Here is a 16,605-nt window from a genome sequence, read left to right as displayed (position 1 = left end):
CCGCTATGGCTGCGGGCGACTGGCCTCGCCCGCATCATCCATTCAGGATTTTTTCTTTATGGGTTTACCGGACCAGTAGCCTGCCAGCAGTGAGCCGGAGAGGTTGTGCCAGACCGAGAAGAGCGCACCCGGCAGGGCAGCAAGCGGTGAGAAATAGAGTTTGCCGAGCGTAGCCGCCAGCCCCGAATTCTGCATCCCCACCTCCAGCGCCAGCGTGCGGCAGGTCGACTCATCAAAACCAAACAGCTTGCCGCCCCAGTAGCCGCCGAGCAGACCAATGGCGTTATGCAGGATCACCGCCAGAATCACCATCAGACCCACCGAGCCGATAAAGCTCTGACTGCCCGCCACCACCGCGCTGATAATCAGCAAAATGCAGAGCATGGAAAACGCCGGCAGCCAGGGTTCAACGCGGCGCACTACGCTGTTCATGGTGTGATGAATAATCAGCCCGAGTGAAATCGGGATCACCACAATTTTCACAATGCTCAGCAGCATCCCCACCACGTCGACCTGAATATGCGTATCAACGTAAAAACGGGTCAGCAGCGGCGTGGCAAACACGCCCACCAGCGCAGAGACGGAAGAGATCGTCACCGAGAGCGCCACATCGCCCTTCGCCAGATAAATCATTACGTTTGACGCGGTTCCGCTGGCGACACTGCCGACCAGAATCATGCCGGCTGCCAGATCGGGCGGCATCTGAAACAGCTTTGCCAGCGCCCATGCGGCCAGCGGCATCACCAGATAGTGCAGAAAGGTGCCGGCAATCACCGGAGCCGGACGCACCAGCACGCGTTTAAAATCGTCAATATTCAGCGTAACGCCCATGCCAAACATGATCAGCATCAGCAGATAAGAGACCCACGGACCGATACCGGTAAAGGTGGATGGCGAGTAGTAGGCGGCGACTGAGAGCAGTACAGCCCAGAGTGGAAACAGGCGGGTGAGACTGGCGAGCATGAAACACTTCCTTTTTCAGAGACCTTTGTCCGCTATAAAAGTGAGCCGGAGAGGTTTTAGATGATGTGCCACAGGTGAAAGATTGCCCGGGGAACGACCGCTGCAATCGGCAGGGATCATAACATTTCGTTATCGCCGCCGACGGTGCCGGCGGCAATTGCCTATCAGCTGCTGCCTGTTGCGCCCTGAGGCGGGAAATAACACTGCGCTTTGCGGCAAACGCCAGCAGATATGACGGGATTAAGCGAAAAAAAAGCCGGACAGCGTCCGGCTAATCAGCATCATAAAGGGGGGATCAGGCACCAAACAGGTTGTGATGCAGCGCGCGCACCACCGCTTCCGCATCTGGCGTCGGCACCAGGAAACAGAGGTTGTAGCTGCTGGCACCGTAGCAGATCATGCGCAGATTAAACGGCTCCAGCGCACCAAAGACCTCTTTGCCCACGCCGCAGGCTTTCGACAGGTTGTTACCGATAATAGCGACCAGCGCCAGGTTCTCTTCAACTTCCACGCGGCACAGCGAAGAGAGCTCGGTAAGCAGCGCCTGCGTCAGCAGGCTATCCACGCTGCTGGTGGAGCCGGTGTTATCCAGCGTCAGCGCCACGCTGACTTCAGAAGTGGTAACCAGATCCACAGAAACATTATGGCGCGCCAGAATCGCAAACACCTCAGCCAGAAAACCGTGCGCGTGCAGCATGTTCAGGCTGTGCAGCGTCAGCAGCGTCTGCTTGCGACGCAGTGCCAGCGCGCGGAACAGCGGCGGATTACGCGTTTCATTGCAGACGCGCGTGCCGCCGGCGGCCGGATCTTTACTGGAGCCAACAAACACCGGGATATCGCTGCGTACCGCCGGCAGCAGCGTGGCGGGATGGAGCACTTTCGCGCCAAAAATGGCCATTTCTGCCGCCTCTTCGAAGGTGATCTCTTCGATACGGCGCGCAGCCGGCACCACGCGGGGATCGGTGGTATAGATACCTGCTACGTCGGTCCAGATATCGATGCGCTCAGCCTGCAGCGCCTCGCCCAGCAGCGCAGCAGTATAATCGCTGCCGCCGCGGCCCAGCGTGGTGGTGCGCCCTTTGCTCTCGCTGCCGATAAAGCCCTGAGTCACCACCAGCGCTTCGGCAATGCGCGGCTGCAGCTGCGCCGCTGCCAGCGTCTGCAGCTCAGCCACCTGCGGCTCTGCCCGGCCAAAACGATCGCTGGTGCGCATCACTTTGCGTACGTCAAACCACTCTGCATTGACACCGCGCTCGCGCAGGATCTCGACAAACAGCAGCGTTGACATCAGTTCGCCGTGGCTGACCAGCTCATCGGTAAGAGCCAGAGAATTAGCCAGCGCCGTGGTATCTGACAGCATGGTGATGTTTTCCAGCACGCGGTCAATTTCTTCACGGATCACATCCGGCGCAGCAAGGCGATCGATAATGGCGTACTGGATACGGCGAATTTCATCCAGCATCTGGGTACGCTCTGCCTGCTCCTGGCCCTCGGCCAGCGCGACCAGCAGATTCGTCACGCCAGCAGACGCAGAGAGAACGACCAGACGGGTGTGGGCATCGGACAGCACAACGTCTGCGCTGCGGTTCATGGCATCGAAATCGGCAACGCTGGTGCCACCAAATTTTGCCACAATCAACGGTTGAGACATGTAACAAACCTCGTGTCAGGTTATCTTCCGCCGGGAATTCGGTTCAGAAGACAGGGATAACAGCCTTGGCACAAGAGAAGAGCGGAATTGGACAGACAAGATCAGGAGATGAGTCACCAAAAGCACTTCACCTTGCGAAACGTCCGACTGCGGACGCTTCTGGTGACAACCCAGAGGATTCAGCCCCTGCAGCCGACAGCGCAACACTCCGCGTGTTATGCCATCTCGGCGTCGCACCCCCTGATGTGTTTTCGCCGGATACGGATCCTCAAACACACTGCCTGGGCGACGCGCCTCTTCTGGCTTGCACCCGGAGGTGCAAGTCGCGGGCATAAATTATCGACAAATTGTGCTGCTGTCCAGCCTTGTGGCACCCGGAGAAATGATTTTTTAACGTGTGCAGCCCCGCTGTGAATACGCGCCACGCCCGGCGCAGGATCCCTGATGCAAAAGCGCCCGCTTGCGCGGCTTTTTACTGACGCGCCGCAGAATTTATCTTTTCCGCATGCGGCATACTGCCGCCTGGATTTCACTGAAACCGTGCGGCCAGGGTCACAAAATTTTTCCTTTCGCCCGCAACTATGGTCATACTGAAATGCGTTTGCGCGATGCCTGTTCAACTGTACCCGACGCGGTTATGTTCCTGATAAACAGGCGCACACCAGGGCATCAGCAGCGCGCCGTAAGAGAAACTAAGCATGCCGGGCCAGCGGAACGCGCCCGGATGAAATGACGGTTCTTATATCAACAAGAGTGTTGCCATGAAAAATATCAATCCGACACAAACCGCAGCGTGGCAAGCGCTGCAGCAGCATTTTGAACAGATGAAATCAGTGCAGATCGCCGATCTTTTTCAGCAGGATGCCGATCGTTTTGCGAAATTCTCCGCTACGTTCGATGATCAGATGCTGGTGGATTTCTCAAAAAACCGTATCACTGAGGAAACCCTCACAAAATTACAGGCGCTGGCTAAAGAGACTGACCTGGCGGGTGCCATTAAATCGATGTTCTCCGGAGAGAAGATCAACCGTACGGAAGAGCGCGCCGTGCTGCACGTGGCGCTGCGCAACCGCAGCAATACGCCGATTCTGGTTGATGGCAAAGATGTGATGCCGGAAGTCAACGCCGTGCTGGATAAGATGAAAGGCTTCTCTGAGCGTATCATCAGCGGCGAATGGAAGGGATACACCGGTAAGCCCATTACCGATGTGGTCAACATCGGCATTGGCGGCTCCGATCTCGGTCCGTTTATGGTAACTGAGGCGCTGCGCCCGTATAAAAACCATCTGAATATGCACTTTGTCTCTAACGTTGACGGCACGCATATTGCTGAGACGCTGAAAGATCTGAATCCGGAAACCACGCTGTTCCTGGTGGCCTCAAAAACCTTCACCACGCAGGAAACCATGACCAATGCGCACAGCGCACGCGACTGGTTCCTGAAAACGGCGGGCGATCAGCAGCACGTGGCAAAACATTTTGCCGCGCTCTCTACCAACGGCAACGCGGTCAGCGAGTTTGGTATTGATACCAGCAACATGTTTGAGTTCTGGGACTGGGTTGGCGGGCGCTACTCGCTCTGGTCGGCCATCGGCCTCTCTATTATTCTTTCCATCGGCTTTGATAACTTCACGCAGCTGCTCAGCGGTGCACACGCGATGGATCAGCATTTTGCCACCGCTCCGGCGGAGCAGAACCTGCCGGTGCTGCTGGCGCTGATTGGTATCTGGTACAACAACTTTTTTGGTGCCGAAACCGAAGCGATTCTGCCTTATGACCAGTATATGCATCGCTTTGCTGCCTATTTCCAGCAGGGCAACATGGAATCGAACGGCAAGTATGTCGATCGTGAAGGCAATCCGGTCGACTATCAGACCGGCCCGATTATCTGGGGCGAGCCTGGCACCAATGGTCAGCATGCGTTTTATCAGCTGATCCATCAGGGAACCAAGCTGGTGCCGTGCGACTTTATTGCACCGGCCATTACCCATAACGCGCTGGCCGATCACCATCAGAAGCTGCTGTCGAACTTTTTTGCTCAGACCGAGGCGCTGGCATTTGGTAAGTCACGCGATACGGTAGAGAAAGAGTTTACCGATGCCGGTAAATCGGCGGAGTCGGTGGCCCACATTGTGCCGTTTAAAGTGTTTGAAGGTAACCGTCCGACTAACTCCATTCTGCTGCGCGAAATTACCCCTTACAGCCTGGGTGCGCTGATTGCGCTGTATGAACACAAGATTTTCACGCAGGGTGCCATTCTGAATATTTACACGTTCGATCAGTGGGGCGTGGAGCTGGGCAAACAGCTGGCGAATCGTATTTTGCCTGAACTGGAAAATGACGCAGATATTGCCAGTCACGACAGCTCAACCAATGGATTGATCAATCGCTACAAATCCTGGCGTTAATTTGCATTAGGGTTATCAGGGCGGCCGCTGGCCGCCTTTTTTATTCCGCTTATTTGCCGGTTTTAATACGGCCATTGATTGCTGATGAAATATCCCTTCGGCTGGCTACAGAAAATCTGATGTTGCGCTAAGCCTCTGCAAAAACCACAGATTTTACCGGATCTGATTGCGTGCAGCAGGCGCCCAGCCCCTCTGAATCCATGCGGATTTAAATTTACAACCCATCAGGAAAATCCGATAATTCCTATTCCGTGCCAAATTTTACTGAAAAAGTGTAAAATCCTGCCGTATATAATGTCGTCATATTTACGCTTCAGACAGCAGCAAACGGGCCACGGAAAAAAGCTATTCACGCCGGTTTTTTCTGACTGCAATACCACAGCAGCCGGATACGGGCGCGCTTTTTAGCCTGCTACAGGCTGATATTTCATTGCTCTGACGTAAATACGCCTGAAACCAGGATAGCTCCTTCATTCATTTTTTTCTAAATGCAGGAAACGCTGTTATGAAAAAACTCGTGGCTGCCGGTGCAGCCTTGTTATATCTCGCGGTCGCTTCTGCCGCCCACGCCGTACCGGAAGAGACCGGTGCGGCAGCCGGCGCACAGGCGGGCGCGATCTCTTCTGGCGCATCGACCGCGGTGGGGATTGGCGCGCTCGGCGCGCTGGTGGGTCTCGGCCTTGCCGCTGCTGGCGGCGGCGGCGGTGATGGCGCAAATACCGGTACAACAACAACCACAACGGGCACGACCCGCTGATAATACGCTTTGACTCCTGACCACACCGCCGTGTGGTTATTTTTTGCTTTTGTTTTTTAGACAGGGATACACACAGTGCGCCAACTCTCTTTGCTGCTGCTTTGTCTGTTGCTGCAGGCCTGCACACAGACGCAAAAAGGTCTTGAGCAGACCGTCATGCTTGCCGTCAATGGTCCCGACGACGTGACGGTCAGTGCCGAACAGATTCAGAAACTCCCTTACGCCAGTATGTACGCCCGCATCGACAATGGTGCACGTATCTTTGTGGTGCTCGGCTATCTCGAAGCGGGTCAGCAAAAGTGGGTGACTCAGGATAAAGCCATGCTGGTGATGCAGCATGGCCGCCTGGTGAAAACGCTGGGGCTGCGCGATAACCTGCAGGCGGTCAGCAACCTCGCCGGGGATCCGCTGGCTGATGCGCTGCATCTGCAGAACGGTGCCAGCTGGACACGCGTCGTACAGTGGCGTGAACAGGATCGGGTACGCGCCGCAACAGCGGTCTCGCAGTTTGAGCGCGGCACCGATGAAGTGCTGACGCTGGCGGGAGAAGCGATACCGTGCCGCGTCTGGCAGGAAAATGTGTCGATGGCGAGCCTGAACCGCACCTGGCAGAACACGTTCTGGATCGACAACCGCGACGGCACGGTGCTGCAGGCGCAGCAGATGCTTGCCGCTGACCAGTTTCCTGTTGTAACCACTCTTCTGAAGCCGGCTAAATCATGAAAAAAATAATCACTCTGCTGGCTGCACTGGCTCTGCCTGCGGCAGGCAACGCGCTGGCCGCAGGCCAGATTACCGTGCACGCTGCGACAGGCGATAGCAGTATGCAAATTGATGACCTTCAGCGTCTGAGCCAGCTGCTGACGCATCCCGGCCTCAATACCTGGTGGCCCGGCACCGTCATAGCAGAGCGCGGTGCCACCGCTGCCGTACAGCAACAGCGCCACCAGCTGCTGGCCGATCTGCGCGCCTGGCAGGGCAGCAGCGATGCCGCACTGGGCGCAACCATCGGTGCAGTGATCCGGCAGCTCGACGCGCTGCCGGTTACCGGCCGGCAGTTTACCTCGCTGGATATCGACTGGCTGCGGCTGCATCCGGAAGCGGATCGTGCACTGCAGGGCAGTTATGACCTCTATACCCTGCCGGAACCGCACCAGGTACTGATTATGGGCGCCCTCGCCCGGCCTGGCGCAGAGAGCTGGCAGCCCGGACGCAGCGTACGCGACTATCTCGCCGCACACGAACGCCTGACCGGCGGCGATCGCAGCGTGGTCACCGTTATTGCACCCTCTGGCGAAGCCCGTCAGGTGCCGGTCGCCTACTGGAATCAGCGCCATGCTGAAGTCGAACCCGGCAGCCTTATCTGGCTCGGCTTTACCTCATGGAGCCTGCCGTGGGGCCAGGCAGATTTAAATACGCGTCTGATTTCTGTTCTGACTCACCGGATCCCGCAATAATGAAAAAACAACTACTGCTCAGCCTGCTGGCTGCATCCGTCTCTGCCGCCTGCCAGGTGCAGGCTGAAACCTGGCCACAGCCGGTGGGTCCTTCACAATCTGATTTCGGCGGCGTTGGCCTGCTGCAGACGCCTACCGCCCGCATGGCGAAAGAGGGCGAATTCAGCCTTAACGCGCGGGATAACGATCAGTATCGCTACTACTCCGCCTCGCTTCAGCTTCTGTCGTGGCTGGAAACCACCGTACGCTATACCGATGTGCGGACCCGTCGCTACAGCGGCGTGGAAGATTTCAGCGGCAACCAGAGCTATAAAGACAAAGCGTTCGATCTGAAACTGCGCCTCTGGCAGGAGAGCTACTGGCTGCCGGAGGTGGCGATAGGTTCGCGCGACCTCGGCGGCACCGGGCTGTTTGACAGCGAATATCTGGTGGCGTCTAAAGCCTGGGGGCCGTTTGATTTTACGCTGGGCCTTGGCTGGGGCTATCTCGGCAACAGCGGCACCGTGAAAAACCCGTTTTGCTCTTACAGCGACAGCTATTGCAGCCGCACCGGTGGCGGCACGGCTGGTTCAGTCAATGGCTCACAGCTGTTTCATGGCCCCGCCGCCCTGTTTGGCGGCGTGGAGTATCAGACGCCGTGGCAGCCGCTGCGCCTTAAGCTGGAGTATGAGGGCAACGACTATCAGGATGATTTTGCCGGACGACTGGAGCAGCGCAGCAAAGTCAACGCCGGTGCGATTTATCGCCTTACTGACTGGGCAGATATCAATGCCAGCTATGAGCGCGGCAACACCTTTATGTTTGGCGTCACCCTTCGCACCAACTTCAACGATCTGCGCCAGACGCATATTGATACGCCGAAGCCTGCTTACGACCCGCATCCGCAGGGCGATCTGCTGGATTCTGCCGTGGTCGCCAGCCAGCTCAGCGCACTGAAGTATGACGCCGGATTCAATGGCCCGCGCATTCAGACCAAAGGCGCTACCCTTTACGTCAGCGGCGAGCAGATTAAATATCGCGATACGCGCGAAGGCGTTGATCGCGCCAATCGTATTATGATGAATCATCTGCCGGCCGGCATTGACACGATTGCCGTCACGGAGTCGCGCTTTAATATGCCGCAGGTGACGACGCGCACGCAGGTGGCCAGCCTGCATAATACGCTCAGCGGCTATCCGCTGGGGCATGAGCAGCCGCTGCAGCAGTCGCGCGTTAATCCGGTCGATCCGGGCGCAACCGAGCAGGGCCTGTTTATGCGGAAAGATCGCCTGAACTACAGCCTGTCACCGGTGCTCAACCAGTCAGTTGGTGGGCCGGAAAGCTTCTATATGTATCAGGTTGGCGCGATGGCAAACGCGGATTACTGGCTGACCGATCACCTGCTGGTGGGCGGCAGCCTGTTTGGCAATATCGTGAACAACTATGACCGCTTCAATTATAACGGCGCGCCATCTGACTCCACGCTACCGCGTGTGCGTACCCATATCCGCGATTATGTGAAGAACAATGTCTACGTCAACGATCTGCAGGCCAACTATATGCGTTACCTCGGTAACAACATTTATGGTCAGGTTTATGGCGGCTATCTGGAGACCATGTATGGCGGCGCCGGTGCTGAAGTGCTCTACCGCCCGGTAGACAGCAACTGGGCGGTGGGCGTTGACGCCAACTATGTCAAACAGCGCGACTGGGACAACATGATGCAGTTCCGCGACTACAAAGCGCCAACCGGTCATCTGACCGCCTACTGGCGTCCGTGGTTTATGCAGGATGTGCTGGTAAAAGCGAGCGTGGGGCAATACCTGGCGAAGGATAAAGGCGCCACGCTGGATATCTCCAAACGCTACGACAGCGGTGTTGCCGTGGGCTTCTACGCTACCAAAACCAATGTTTCATCCGAAGCGTATGGCGAAGGCGACTTTACCAAAGGCTTCTATATTTCGATTCCGATGGATCTGTTTACCGTCACGCCAACGCGCGGCCGTGCACAGGTGAACTGGGTGCCGCTGACGCGTGATGGTGGCCAGATGCTGAGTCGTAAATATCAGCTCTACGATCTGACCGCCGATCGCGACGCGCGGTTTAATTAAGATCATGCGCGGGGTAATACCCGCGCACTCTATCTGTGCTGATACGCACTCCACTTCTCCTCCCGCTGGCGTCAGCCAGACCTCGCACGGTTTCTTTCCTCTTTACTCACAGATCCGACCAGCACAGCTGCATTTGCCTCCATAATGGTTAAAACGAAAATGGTTTCCACGTACAACGCTGAAATGGAGCAACTATGGCTACCCCGGTACCGGCTAAACGCGGGAAAAAACCTCGCGTCACACCCTCTGCGGCTATGCCGCCGGCTGGCGGTCAGGTTCAGTCGCTGACGCGCGGCCTGCGTCTGCTGGAGTTGATTGCCGACGCGCACGGCAGCGTGGCGCTGACCGAGCTGGCGCAGCAGGCGGGCCTGCCAAATTCAACCACGCATCGTCTGCTCTCCACGATGCAGCAGCAGGGCTTTGTGCATCAGGTGGGCGATCTGGGCTACTGGACGATTGGCGCCCACGCCTTTGTGGTGGGCAGCAGTTTTCTGCAGAGCCGCAATCTGCTGGCCATCGTGCATCCGGTGCTACGGCGACTGATGGAGGAAGCCGGCGAGACGGTGAATCTGGCGGTGCTGGACCTGAGTGATTATCAGGCGGTCATTGTTGATCAGGTGCAGTGCACGCAGCTGATGCGTATGTCAGCCCCGATTGGCGGTAAGCTGCCGATGCACGCTTCCGGCGCCGGGAAAGCTTTTCTGGCCCATCTGAATGACGATCAGGTAACTGCACTGCTGCATCAGAAAGGCCTGCACGGCTATACGCCTAAAACGCTGATGTCGCCGCATACGCTGAAAGAGAATCTGGCGCTGATCCGCAAAATGGGCTTCTCGCACGATGATGAGGAGCATGCGCTGGGGCTGCGCTGCGTAGCGGCACCTATTTATGACGAACACGGCGACGCGTTTGCCGCGATCTCGATTTCAGGCCCGCTGGCCCGTATGACGGACGATCGCATCACCGAGCTGGGTGCGCTGGTGATCCGCGCCGCCCGAACGGTCACGCAGGCTTATGCCGGACGTTAAACCGCTACCGTGGCGTAGCGCACGCTGAAGCGCCGGGCGTTACGCCACGCCATCGCCTCTTCAACATGACCATTGCGGATCTGCGCCTGCAGCGACCGCCACCAGCCGGGGTCAAACAGCTGCGGATGCAGCGCCTGCAGCAGTCTGCCGGTCGCGGGTTCGCTGCAGAGCGCGTAACGGAACGTCTCCGGAAATATGTCATCCGGCCCGACGCTGTACCAGGGCTCTGCCTGCAGCTCCTGCTCTTCATAACGCGCAGGCGGAACGTCACGGAATATCAGCTCGGTCATCAGGCGGATTTCATCGTAGTCATAAAACACCACGCGCCCGTGGCGCGTCATACCGAAATTTTTAAACAGCATATCGCCGGGAAAAATGTTAGCCGCCGCCAGCTGACAGATGGCATTGCCATACTCCTCCAGCGCATGCCGGCGCTGCGCCTCGCTGGCGTGCTGCAGCCAGAGGTTAAGCGGCTCCATGCGGCGCTCCAGCCAGAGGTGACGAACGATCACGCTCTCATCGCGCAGCGTGATCTTTTCCGGTATATCGCGCATAAACTCCGCCATCAGCGCGTCCGGGATCCGCGCGCGCGGCAGGGCAAAATAGCGAAACTCCTGCGTATCCGCCATGCGTCCAACGCGATCGTGCTCTTTGACCAGCCGGTAACAGTCGTGCACCTGCGCTTCCGTTACCTCCTTTTGCGGCGCGAAACGATCTTTAATGACCTTGAATACCCGATCGTAGCCCGGCAGAGTAAACACCAGCATCACCATGCCGCGCACGCCAGGCGCAGGCGCAAAGGCCTCATCGTGGTGTGCCAGATGGTGCAGATATTCGCGGTAGCTCTCCGTTTTACCGTGCTTCTGGCAGCCGATGGCGATATAGCGTTCGGCGAGGGTTTTGCCTGGCAGCAGCGGCTGCAGCCACGCCACCAGCGCCGCGGGCACCGGGGCGTAAACCATGAAGCTGGCGCGGGCGAACCCAAATACAATGCTCGCCTCATCGCGATCCGTGAGGCAGGTATCGATCCACAGCTCTCCATCGCTGTCGCGCTGGATCGGCAGCAGACAGGGCAGGATCTCACCGCTGCGGAACTGCAGCCGCGCGACAATCCACGCGGTTTTGTTACGATAAAAAAGTTCGCTGGCGACCTCCAGCACGGCACCGGCCAGCTGCGCCGTGCTGAACTGCTCCTCCAGATGCCGCGCAATCCAGCGGATATCGCGTGCCCGATCCTGCCACGTCAGCCGCAGGGGAAGATCGGCCAGCAGCTGCCGCAGCGCACTCTGCCAGTCCGGCCGGGGAAAATAGAGACGCGACAGCGGACGCTGCGCTTCCGGTTGTTGCAGACCCGCCTGCGAGGAGTGAATAAACAGCCGCTCCGGAAACAGATGGCTGTGCCCCTGCAGCCGGCAGTAAACGGAGTTAAAAAAGCTCTCTGCAATTTCGTGGCGCGGATAGCCCGGCAGCAGCGTCTCATAGTGCGCCTTTACCCGCAGCCAGAAGGCGGTATCCCACTCCGCCTGCCCGTTCAGCACGCGCAACTGACTGACTACCAGGGTGACATGGTGATCATACAGATGTATGCGCTCCTTCATGGCGCGCTGCGCCGCCGGCCAGTCCGCCTGCTCAAACCGCTGCTGCGCGCCGGCGGTGATATCGAGAAAACGTCCGTACTGCGCATCAAAGCCCTGCAGGATGGTATGAGCAATAAGGGATTCTCCGGGTGACATCCGTTACCTCCGGTAAGCTGTAGCCATGAGCCGCTGTACGCCAGCGGCGCCTCTCTTACTGAGCCGATCAGAACTGCGCGGTTTCCGTTGAGCCGGTCAGGGCCGTCACAGAAGATGCGCCGCCCTGAATCACCGTGGTGATGCGGTCAAAGTAACCGGTGCCCACTTCCTGCTGATGCGATGAAAAGGTGTAGCCTTTGTCGCGCGCCGCAAATTCCGGCTGCTGCACTTTTTCAACGTAGTGGCGCATCCCCTCGCCCTGCGCGTACGCGTGCGCCAGGTCAAACATGCTGAACCACATGCTGTGGATGCCGGCCAGCGTAATAAACTGAAAGCGATAGCCCATGTCGCTCAGCGCCTGCTGAAAGCGGGCGATAGTGCGATCGTCGAGGTTCTTCTTCCAGTTAAATGAGGGCGAGCAGTTATAAGCCAGCAGTTTGCCGGGATAGCGCGCGTGTATCGCGTCAGCAAAGCGCTGCGCCAGCGCCAGATCGGGCGTGGAGGTTTCACACCATAAAACATCAGCATAGGGCGCATAGGCAAGACCGCGGCTGATCGCCTGCTCGATCCCGGCACGGGTGCGGAAGAATCCCTCCGGCGTACGTTCGCCGGTGATAAACGCGCTGTCGTTCGGATCGCAGTCAGAAGTAATTAAGTCAGCGGCATCCGCATCGGTGCGCGCAATCAGCACGGTTGGCACATTCATGACATCAGCCGCGAGGCGTGCGGCAACCAGTTTCTGAATCGCATCCTGCGTTGGCACCAGCACCTTACCGCCCATATGGCCGCATTTTTTTACCGCCGCCAGCTGATCTTCAAAATGCACGGCACCAGCCCCGGCCACAATCATCGATTTCATCAGCTCAAAAGCGTTCAGTACGCCGCCAAAGCCCGCCTCCGCATCGGCCACTATCGGCAGAAAATAGTCGACATACGCGTCATCTTCCGGCGACAGGCCGCTGGCCCACTGGATCTGATCGGCGCGCTGAAAGCTCTGGTTAATCCGCTGCACCACCTCCGGTACAGAGTTAACCGGATAGAGCGACTGATCGGGATACATCTGCCCGGCGAGGTTCGCATCCGCCGCCACCTGCCAGCCAGAGAGATAAATAGCTTCGATACCCGCTTTCGCCTGCTGCAGCGCCTGACCGCCGGTTAATGCGCCGAGGCTATTGATATAACCTTTTGCCGCGCCGCCGTTAAGCAGCGACCAGAGCCTGACGGCGCCCCGCTCTGCCAGCGTGCAGGCGGGCGTCACCGATCCGCGCAGGCTGATGACCTCTTCCGCCCGATAGGGACGCGTGATACCGTTCCAGCGCGCATCCTGCCAGCTCATTTCCAGCTGTGTGATCTGTTGTGTCCGATTCATAGCACTCTCTCCGGGGTCAGGGCAGCAGGCGGTAGCCTGGCAGCGTCAGAAATGGAACCAGCTCGTTATCCGTGGTGATTTGCGCCATCAGCGCGGCTGCATCTTCAAAGCGTCCCTGCTGAAAACGTATATCGCCGTAGCGCTGACGCAGCGCGGCCAGCTCTTCGTCAAGAAACTGCTCAAACAGGGCAGCGGTGACCAGCTGGCCATCACTCAGGATCTGTTTGTGACGGATCCACTGCCAGATAGAGGCGCGGGCGATTTCAGCCGTTGCCGCATCTTCCATCAGTCCCTCAATCGGCACGCAGCCGTTACCGCTAATCCACGCTTCCAGATACTGCAGCGCAACGCGGATGTTTGCGCGCATACCCGCTTCAGTACGTAAACCACGGCAGGGGCGCAGCAGCCGCTCAGCCGTTACCGGCGAATCGGTATTACGCGTCACGTGCAGCTGATTGGCGCGGTCGCCCAGCTGGCGATCAAACACCTTCATGGCAATATCTGCCAGACCCGGATGCGCAACCCAGGTTCCGTCATGGCCGTTACCCGCTTCGCGCGCTTTATCTTCCTCAACTTTCTCTTTTACCCACGCATTGCGCGTCTCTTCCTGCGCCGGGATAAGTGCAGACATGCCGCCCATCGCCAGTACGCCGCGCCGGTGGCAGGTTTTAATCAGCAGCCGGGAGTACGTATCCAGAAATGGCTGATCCATGGTGATCTGCTGTCGATCGGGCAGAATGCGATCGCCGTGCTGCCCCAGCGTTTTGATGTAGCTGAAGATGTAATCCCAGCGGCCACAGTTAAGCGCCACGGCGTGGTCGCGCAGCTCCCACAGAATTTCATCCATCTGAAATACCGCGGGCAGCGTTTCAATCAGTACCGTGGCTTTGATCGTGCCACGCGGCAGATCAAAACGATCTTCGCTGAAGCGGAAGATCTCACGCCACCACGCTACCTCACTGGCGTGCTCGGTTTTAGGCAGATAAAACCACGGCGCATGCCCTTTCTCCTGCAGCGCCCGCACGTTATGGAAGACAAAGAGAGCAAAATCAAACAGGCCAGCCGGAATCGCTTTATCACGCCACTCCACATGCTTTTCAGCCAGGTGTAATCCGCGTACCCGGCACATCAGCAGTGCGGGATCGGAGCGCAACTGGTAGATCCGACCATCATCGCGGGTAAAACGCAGCGTACCGGCGACCGCTTCACGCAGCACCTGCTGCCCTTCAATCAGTTTGCTCCAGCACGGGGCCAGCGAATCCTCGAAATCAGCCATAAAAACCTTAACGTTAGCGTTCAGCGCGTTAATGGTCATTTTGCGATCGGGTGGCCCGGTAATTTCAACCCGGCGATCGCACAGCAGCCCAGGCAGCGGGCGCACCTGCCATTCATTTTCACGAATGGAAGTGGTTTCCGTACTGAAGTCAGGTAGCGCTCCGCGATCGTAGTCCCGCTGGCGCTGCTGCCGCGCCTTAAGCAGTCGATCGCGTTCCGGGGCAAAGCGCACGACCAGCGCCTGCAGAAAATCGATAGCCGCCGGCGTCAGCAGTTGATTTTCCGCGTCTGAGAAGGGCTGAGTGAAGGTGAGCGTAGAGTGAATAACCGTGTCTGTCATGCTGGCTCTCTCCTGAAGCGATCCTGGTTTACTGCCGGGATCGGAATGCTGGATGTTTTGTAACCGACAGGATCAGAGCATATGCATTTTGATTTTTATTTCAAAAACTATTTCCATTTTATTATTTAATAGATACTAACTCACTGTAAATGCAGTTATTTAAAGTATCGAAATAAAGGCAATGATTTCTGACAGAAAAAATGCAAAAAAACCGCGATGGCCCGAAGGCGATCGCGGTGGAGAGAAGCTAAAAAGAGATCAGTCGAGAGTCGGATTCATATGGCGCAGATCAAACGGCGTGATCTGGTAAACATAGTAGTTCAGCCAGTTAGAAAACAGCAGGTTACCATGGCTGCGCCAGGTCGCACGTGGCGGCAGGGCCGGATTGTTCTGCGGGAAATAGTTAAACGGCACTTCCGGCTGCAGGCCCGCGTCATTGTCACGATGAAACTCACCTGCAAGCGTCAGCGCGTCATATTCCGGGTGCCCGGTTACAAAGGCCAGCCGCTTGTCTTTACTCGCCATCAGATAGGCGCCGGTTGCCTCAGATTCAGCAAACAGTTCGAGATCGGTGTAGTCGCGTATAAGCTGGCTGGGAAAATCCGCATAGCGCGAATGCGGCGCCAGAAAATTGTCATCAAAGCCGCGCGTCAGTAAGGCGTGCGGATGCAGAATCTGATGCTCATAGACACCTGACAGTTTGTTTTGCCGCGTCTGCTTGGGGATACCATACAGAATGTTCAGCGCCGCCTGTACCGCCCAGCAGACAAACAGCGTAGAGGTAACATGCTCATTTGCCCAGTGCAGCACGCGCTGGATCTGCGGCCAGTAGGCGACGTCGTTGAAGTCAACCAGGCCCAGCGGCGCACCTGTCACAATCAGGCCATCGAAGTTATCGTGCTGTATCTCTTCGAAATTGCAGTAAAAGTTATTCAGATGTTCACTAGGGGTATTACGTGATTCGCGGCTGTCTATCCGCAATAGTTGCACATCAATTTGCAGCGGTGAGTTAGAGAGCAGACGTAAAAACTGATTTTCAGTCTCGATCTTCTTTGGCATCAGGTTAAGGATCAGTACTTTTAACGGGCGGATCTCCTGAACACGGGCGCGCGATGAGGTCATCACAAACACATTTTCATCACGTAAGAAATTCACTGCCGGTAATTCGTCGGGCACCCTGATTGGCATAACCTGCTCACCTCTTGCTGATAACCATATAAACGTTTAGACATCCAGATGCCCGAGATTAGCCTGGCATACGCGGAATGTCGAGACTTCATGCCATTTATGAAAATGTTTCAGCTTAATGTGGCATACCCGGCAGCGGCAGAGAAGAGAGAAAAATGCGCCGGCACTGAATGCCGGAAAGTAAGATGTTTTTTGAGGTGAAAAAAGTATGCATAGCATGCTGATGCTTCAGCAATACTCGAGAGAAAACCTAAAAGTTATTTTCTGCAGACGTAAAAAAGCCCTGAACGCGTGTTCAGGGCTCTCTTACTGGATGGATGCCTGGCAGTTCCCTACTCTCGCATGG

12 protein-coding genes and 1 riboswitch are annotated in these 16,605 nt (G+C 57.1%); of the genes, 6 read left to right on the top strand and 6 right to left on the bottom strand.

Annotated elements, in window-relative coordinates; translation table 11 throughout:
• Positions 1-42: 42 nt before the first annotated feature.
• Together panS and lysC are read right to left on the bottom strand one after the other, a co-directional pair.
• A complete protein-coding gene (gene panS, locus AC2CF9_RS15015; protein WP_039381880.1) occupies positions 43-963 on the bottom strand; it encodes a ketopantoate/pantoate/pantothenate transporter PanS in 921 nt (306 codons plus the stop codon).
• Between the two features lie 295 nt (positions 964-1,258).
• Positions 1,259-2,614 (bottom strand): lysine-sensitive aspartokinase 3, encoded by a 1,356-nt coding sequence (lysC, locus tag AC2CF9_RS15010; protein WP_484557358.1) that lies wholly within the window; start codon positions 2,612-2,614, stop codon positions 1,259-1,261.
• Positions 2,615-2,726: 112 nt separating this feature from the next.
• Positions 2,727-2,921, bottom strand: a riboswitch (Lysine riboswitch).
• 454 nt (positions 2,922-3,375) lie between these two features.
• On the opposite strand from lysC, the gene pgi reads away from it, so the two are divergent.
• The 6 genes from pgi to iclR all read left to right on the top strand — a co-directional run bounded on the left by pgi (position 3,376) and on the right by iclR (position 10,354).
• Complete coding sequence (gene pgi / locus AC2CF9_RS15005) at positions 3,376-5,022, top strand: glucose-6-phosphate isomerase (RefSeq protein ID WP_484557357.1); 1,647 nt, start codon at positions 3,376-3,378, stop codon at positions 5,020-5,022.
• Between the two features lie 505 nt (positions 5,023-5,527).
• Entirely contained in the window at positions 5,528-5,779 is a 252-nt protein-coding gene (gene yjbE, locus AC2CF9_RS15000) for an exopolysaccharide production protein YjbE (protein WP_113655588.1), read from the top strand.
• A 75-nt stretch (positions 5,780-5,854) separates the two neighbouring features.
• Positions 5,855-6,502: a YjbF family lipoprotein gene (locus tag AC2CF9_RS14995; RefSeq protein ID WP_094112274.1), complete on the top strand. Its 648-nt coding sequence runs from the start codon at positions 5,855-5,857 to the stop codon at positions 6,500-6,502.
• Complete coding sequence (locus tag AC2CF9_RS14990) at positions 6,499-7,236, top strand: capsule biosynthesis GfcC family protein (RefSeq protein ID WP_484557356.1); 738 nt, start codon at positions 6,499-6,501, stop codon at positions 7,234-7,236. The genes AC2CF9_RS14995 and AC2CF9_RS14990 overlap by 4 nt, the downstream gene beginning before the upstream one ends.
• Positions 7,236-9,326, top strand: coding sequence for a YjbH domain-containing protein (locus AC2CF9_RS14985; RefSeq protein ID WP_484557355.1), 2,091 nt, complete (start codon positions 7,236-7,238; stop codon positions 9,324-9,326). The genes AC2CF9_RS14990 and AC2CF9_RS14985 overlap by 1 nt, the downstream gene beginning before the upstream one ends.
• 194 nt (positions 9,327-9,520) lie before the next feature.
• Positions 9,521-10,354: a glyoxylate bypass operon transcriptional repressor IclR gene (iclR, locus tag AC2CF9_RS14980; protein ID WP_484557354.1), complete on the top strand. Its 834-nt coding sequence runs from the start codon at positions 9,521-9,523 to the stop codon at positions 10,352-10,354.
• Here the strand turns inward: iclR and aceK are convergent.
• The 4 genes from aceK to metA all read right to left on the bottom strand — a co-directional run bounded on the left by aceK (position 10,351) and on the right by metA (position 16,259).
• Positions 10,351-12,087 carry a bifunctional isocitrate dehydrogenase kinase/phosphatase gene (aceK, locus tag AC2CF9_RS14975; protein WP_484557353.1) on the bottom strand — a complete coding sequence of 579 codons (1,737 nt, stop codon included), beginning with the start codon at positions 12,085-12,087 and terminating at the stop codon, positions 10,351-10,353. The genes iclR and aceK overlap by 4 nt on opposite strands.
• 67 nt (positions 12,088-12,154) lie before the next feature.
• Positions 12,155-13,456, bottom strand: a complete 1,302-nt coding sequence (gene aceA, locus AC2CF9_RS14970; RefSeq protein WP_484557352.1) for an isocitrate lyase — start codon at positions 13,454-13,456, stop codon at positions 12,155-12,157.
• A 16-nt stretch (positions 13,457-13,472) separates the two neighbouring features.
• The gene (aceB, locus tag AC2CF9_RS14965) at positions 13,473-15,071 is read right to left on the bottom strand and encodes a malate synthase A (RefSeq protein WP_484557351.1); all 1,599 of its coding nucleotides are present in this window, start codon (positions 15,069-15,071) and stop codon (positions 13,473-13,475) included.
• Between the two features lie 258 nt (positions 15,072-15,329).
• The gene (gene metA, locus AC2CF9_RS14960) at positions 15,330-16,259 is read right to left on the bottom strand and encodes a homoserine O-acetyltransferase MetA (protein WP_071668471.1); all 930 of its coding nucleotides are present in this window, start codon (positions 16,257-16,259) and stop codon (positions 15,330-15,332) included.
• Positions 16,260-16,605: the final 346 nt, after the last annotated feature.

The organism is Pantoea sp. SYBGC1 (assembly GCF_057197005.1).
The sequence above is the reverse complement of the archived record's forward strand: the minus strand, read 5'-3'. Positions and strand labels throughout refer to the sequence as shown.

What these genes read in the sequence shown, in the direction of transcription:
- panS (WP_039381880.1), bottom strand. Translation starts at nt 963, where the DNA reads ATGCTCGCCAGTCTCACCCGCCTGTTTCCACTCTGGGCTGTACTGCTC.
- lysC (WP_484557358.1), bottom strand. Translation starts at nt 2,614, where the DNA reads ATGTCTCAACCGTTGATTGTGGCAAAATTTGGTGGCACCAGCGTTGCC.
- pgi (WP_484557357.1), top strand. Translation starts at nt 3,376, where the DNA reads ATGAAAAATATCAATCCGACACAAACCGCAGCGTGGCAAGCGCTGCAG.
- yjbE (WP_113655588.1), top strand. Translation starts at nt 5,528, where the DNA reads ATGAAAAAACTCGTGGCTGCCGGTGCAGCCTTGTTATATCTCGCGGTC.
- AC2CF9_RS14990 (WP_484557356.1), top strand. Translation starts at nt 6,499, where the DNA reads ATGAAAAAAATAATCACTCTGCTGGCTGCACTGGCTCTGCCTGCGGCA.
- AC2CF9_RS14985 (WP_484557355.1), top strand. Translation starts at nt 7,236, where the DNA reads ATGAAAAAACAACTACTGCTCAGCCTGCTGGCTGCATCCGTCTCTGCC.
- iclR (WP_484557354.1), top strand. Translation starts at nt 9,521, where the DNA reads ATGGCTACCCCGGTACCGGCTAAACGCGGGAAAAAACCTCGCGTCACA.
- aceK (WP_484557353.1), bottom strand. Translation starts at nt 12,087, where the DNA reads ATGTCACCCGGAGAATCCCTTATTGCTCATACCATCCTGCAGGGCTTT.
- aceA (WP_484557352.1), bottom strand. Translation starts at nt 13,456, where the DNA reads ATGAATCGGACACAACAGATCACACAGCTGGAAATGAGCTGGCAGGAT.
- aceB (WP_484557351.1), bottom strand. Translation starts at nt 15,071, where the DNA reads ATGACAGACACGGTTATTCACTCTACGCTCACCTTCACTCAGCCCTTC.
- metA (WP_071668471.1), bottom strand. Translation starts at nt 16,259, where the DNA reads ATGCCAATCAGGGTGCCCGACGAATTACCGGCAGTGAATTTCTTACGT.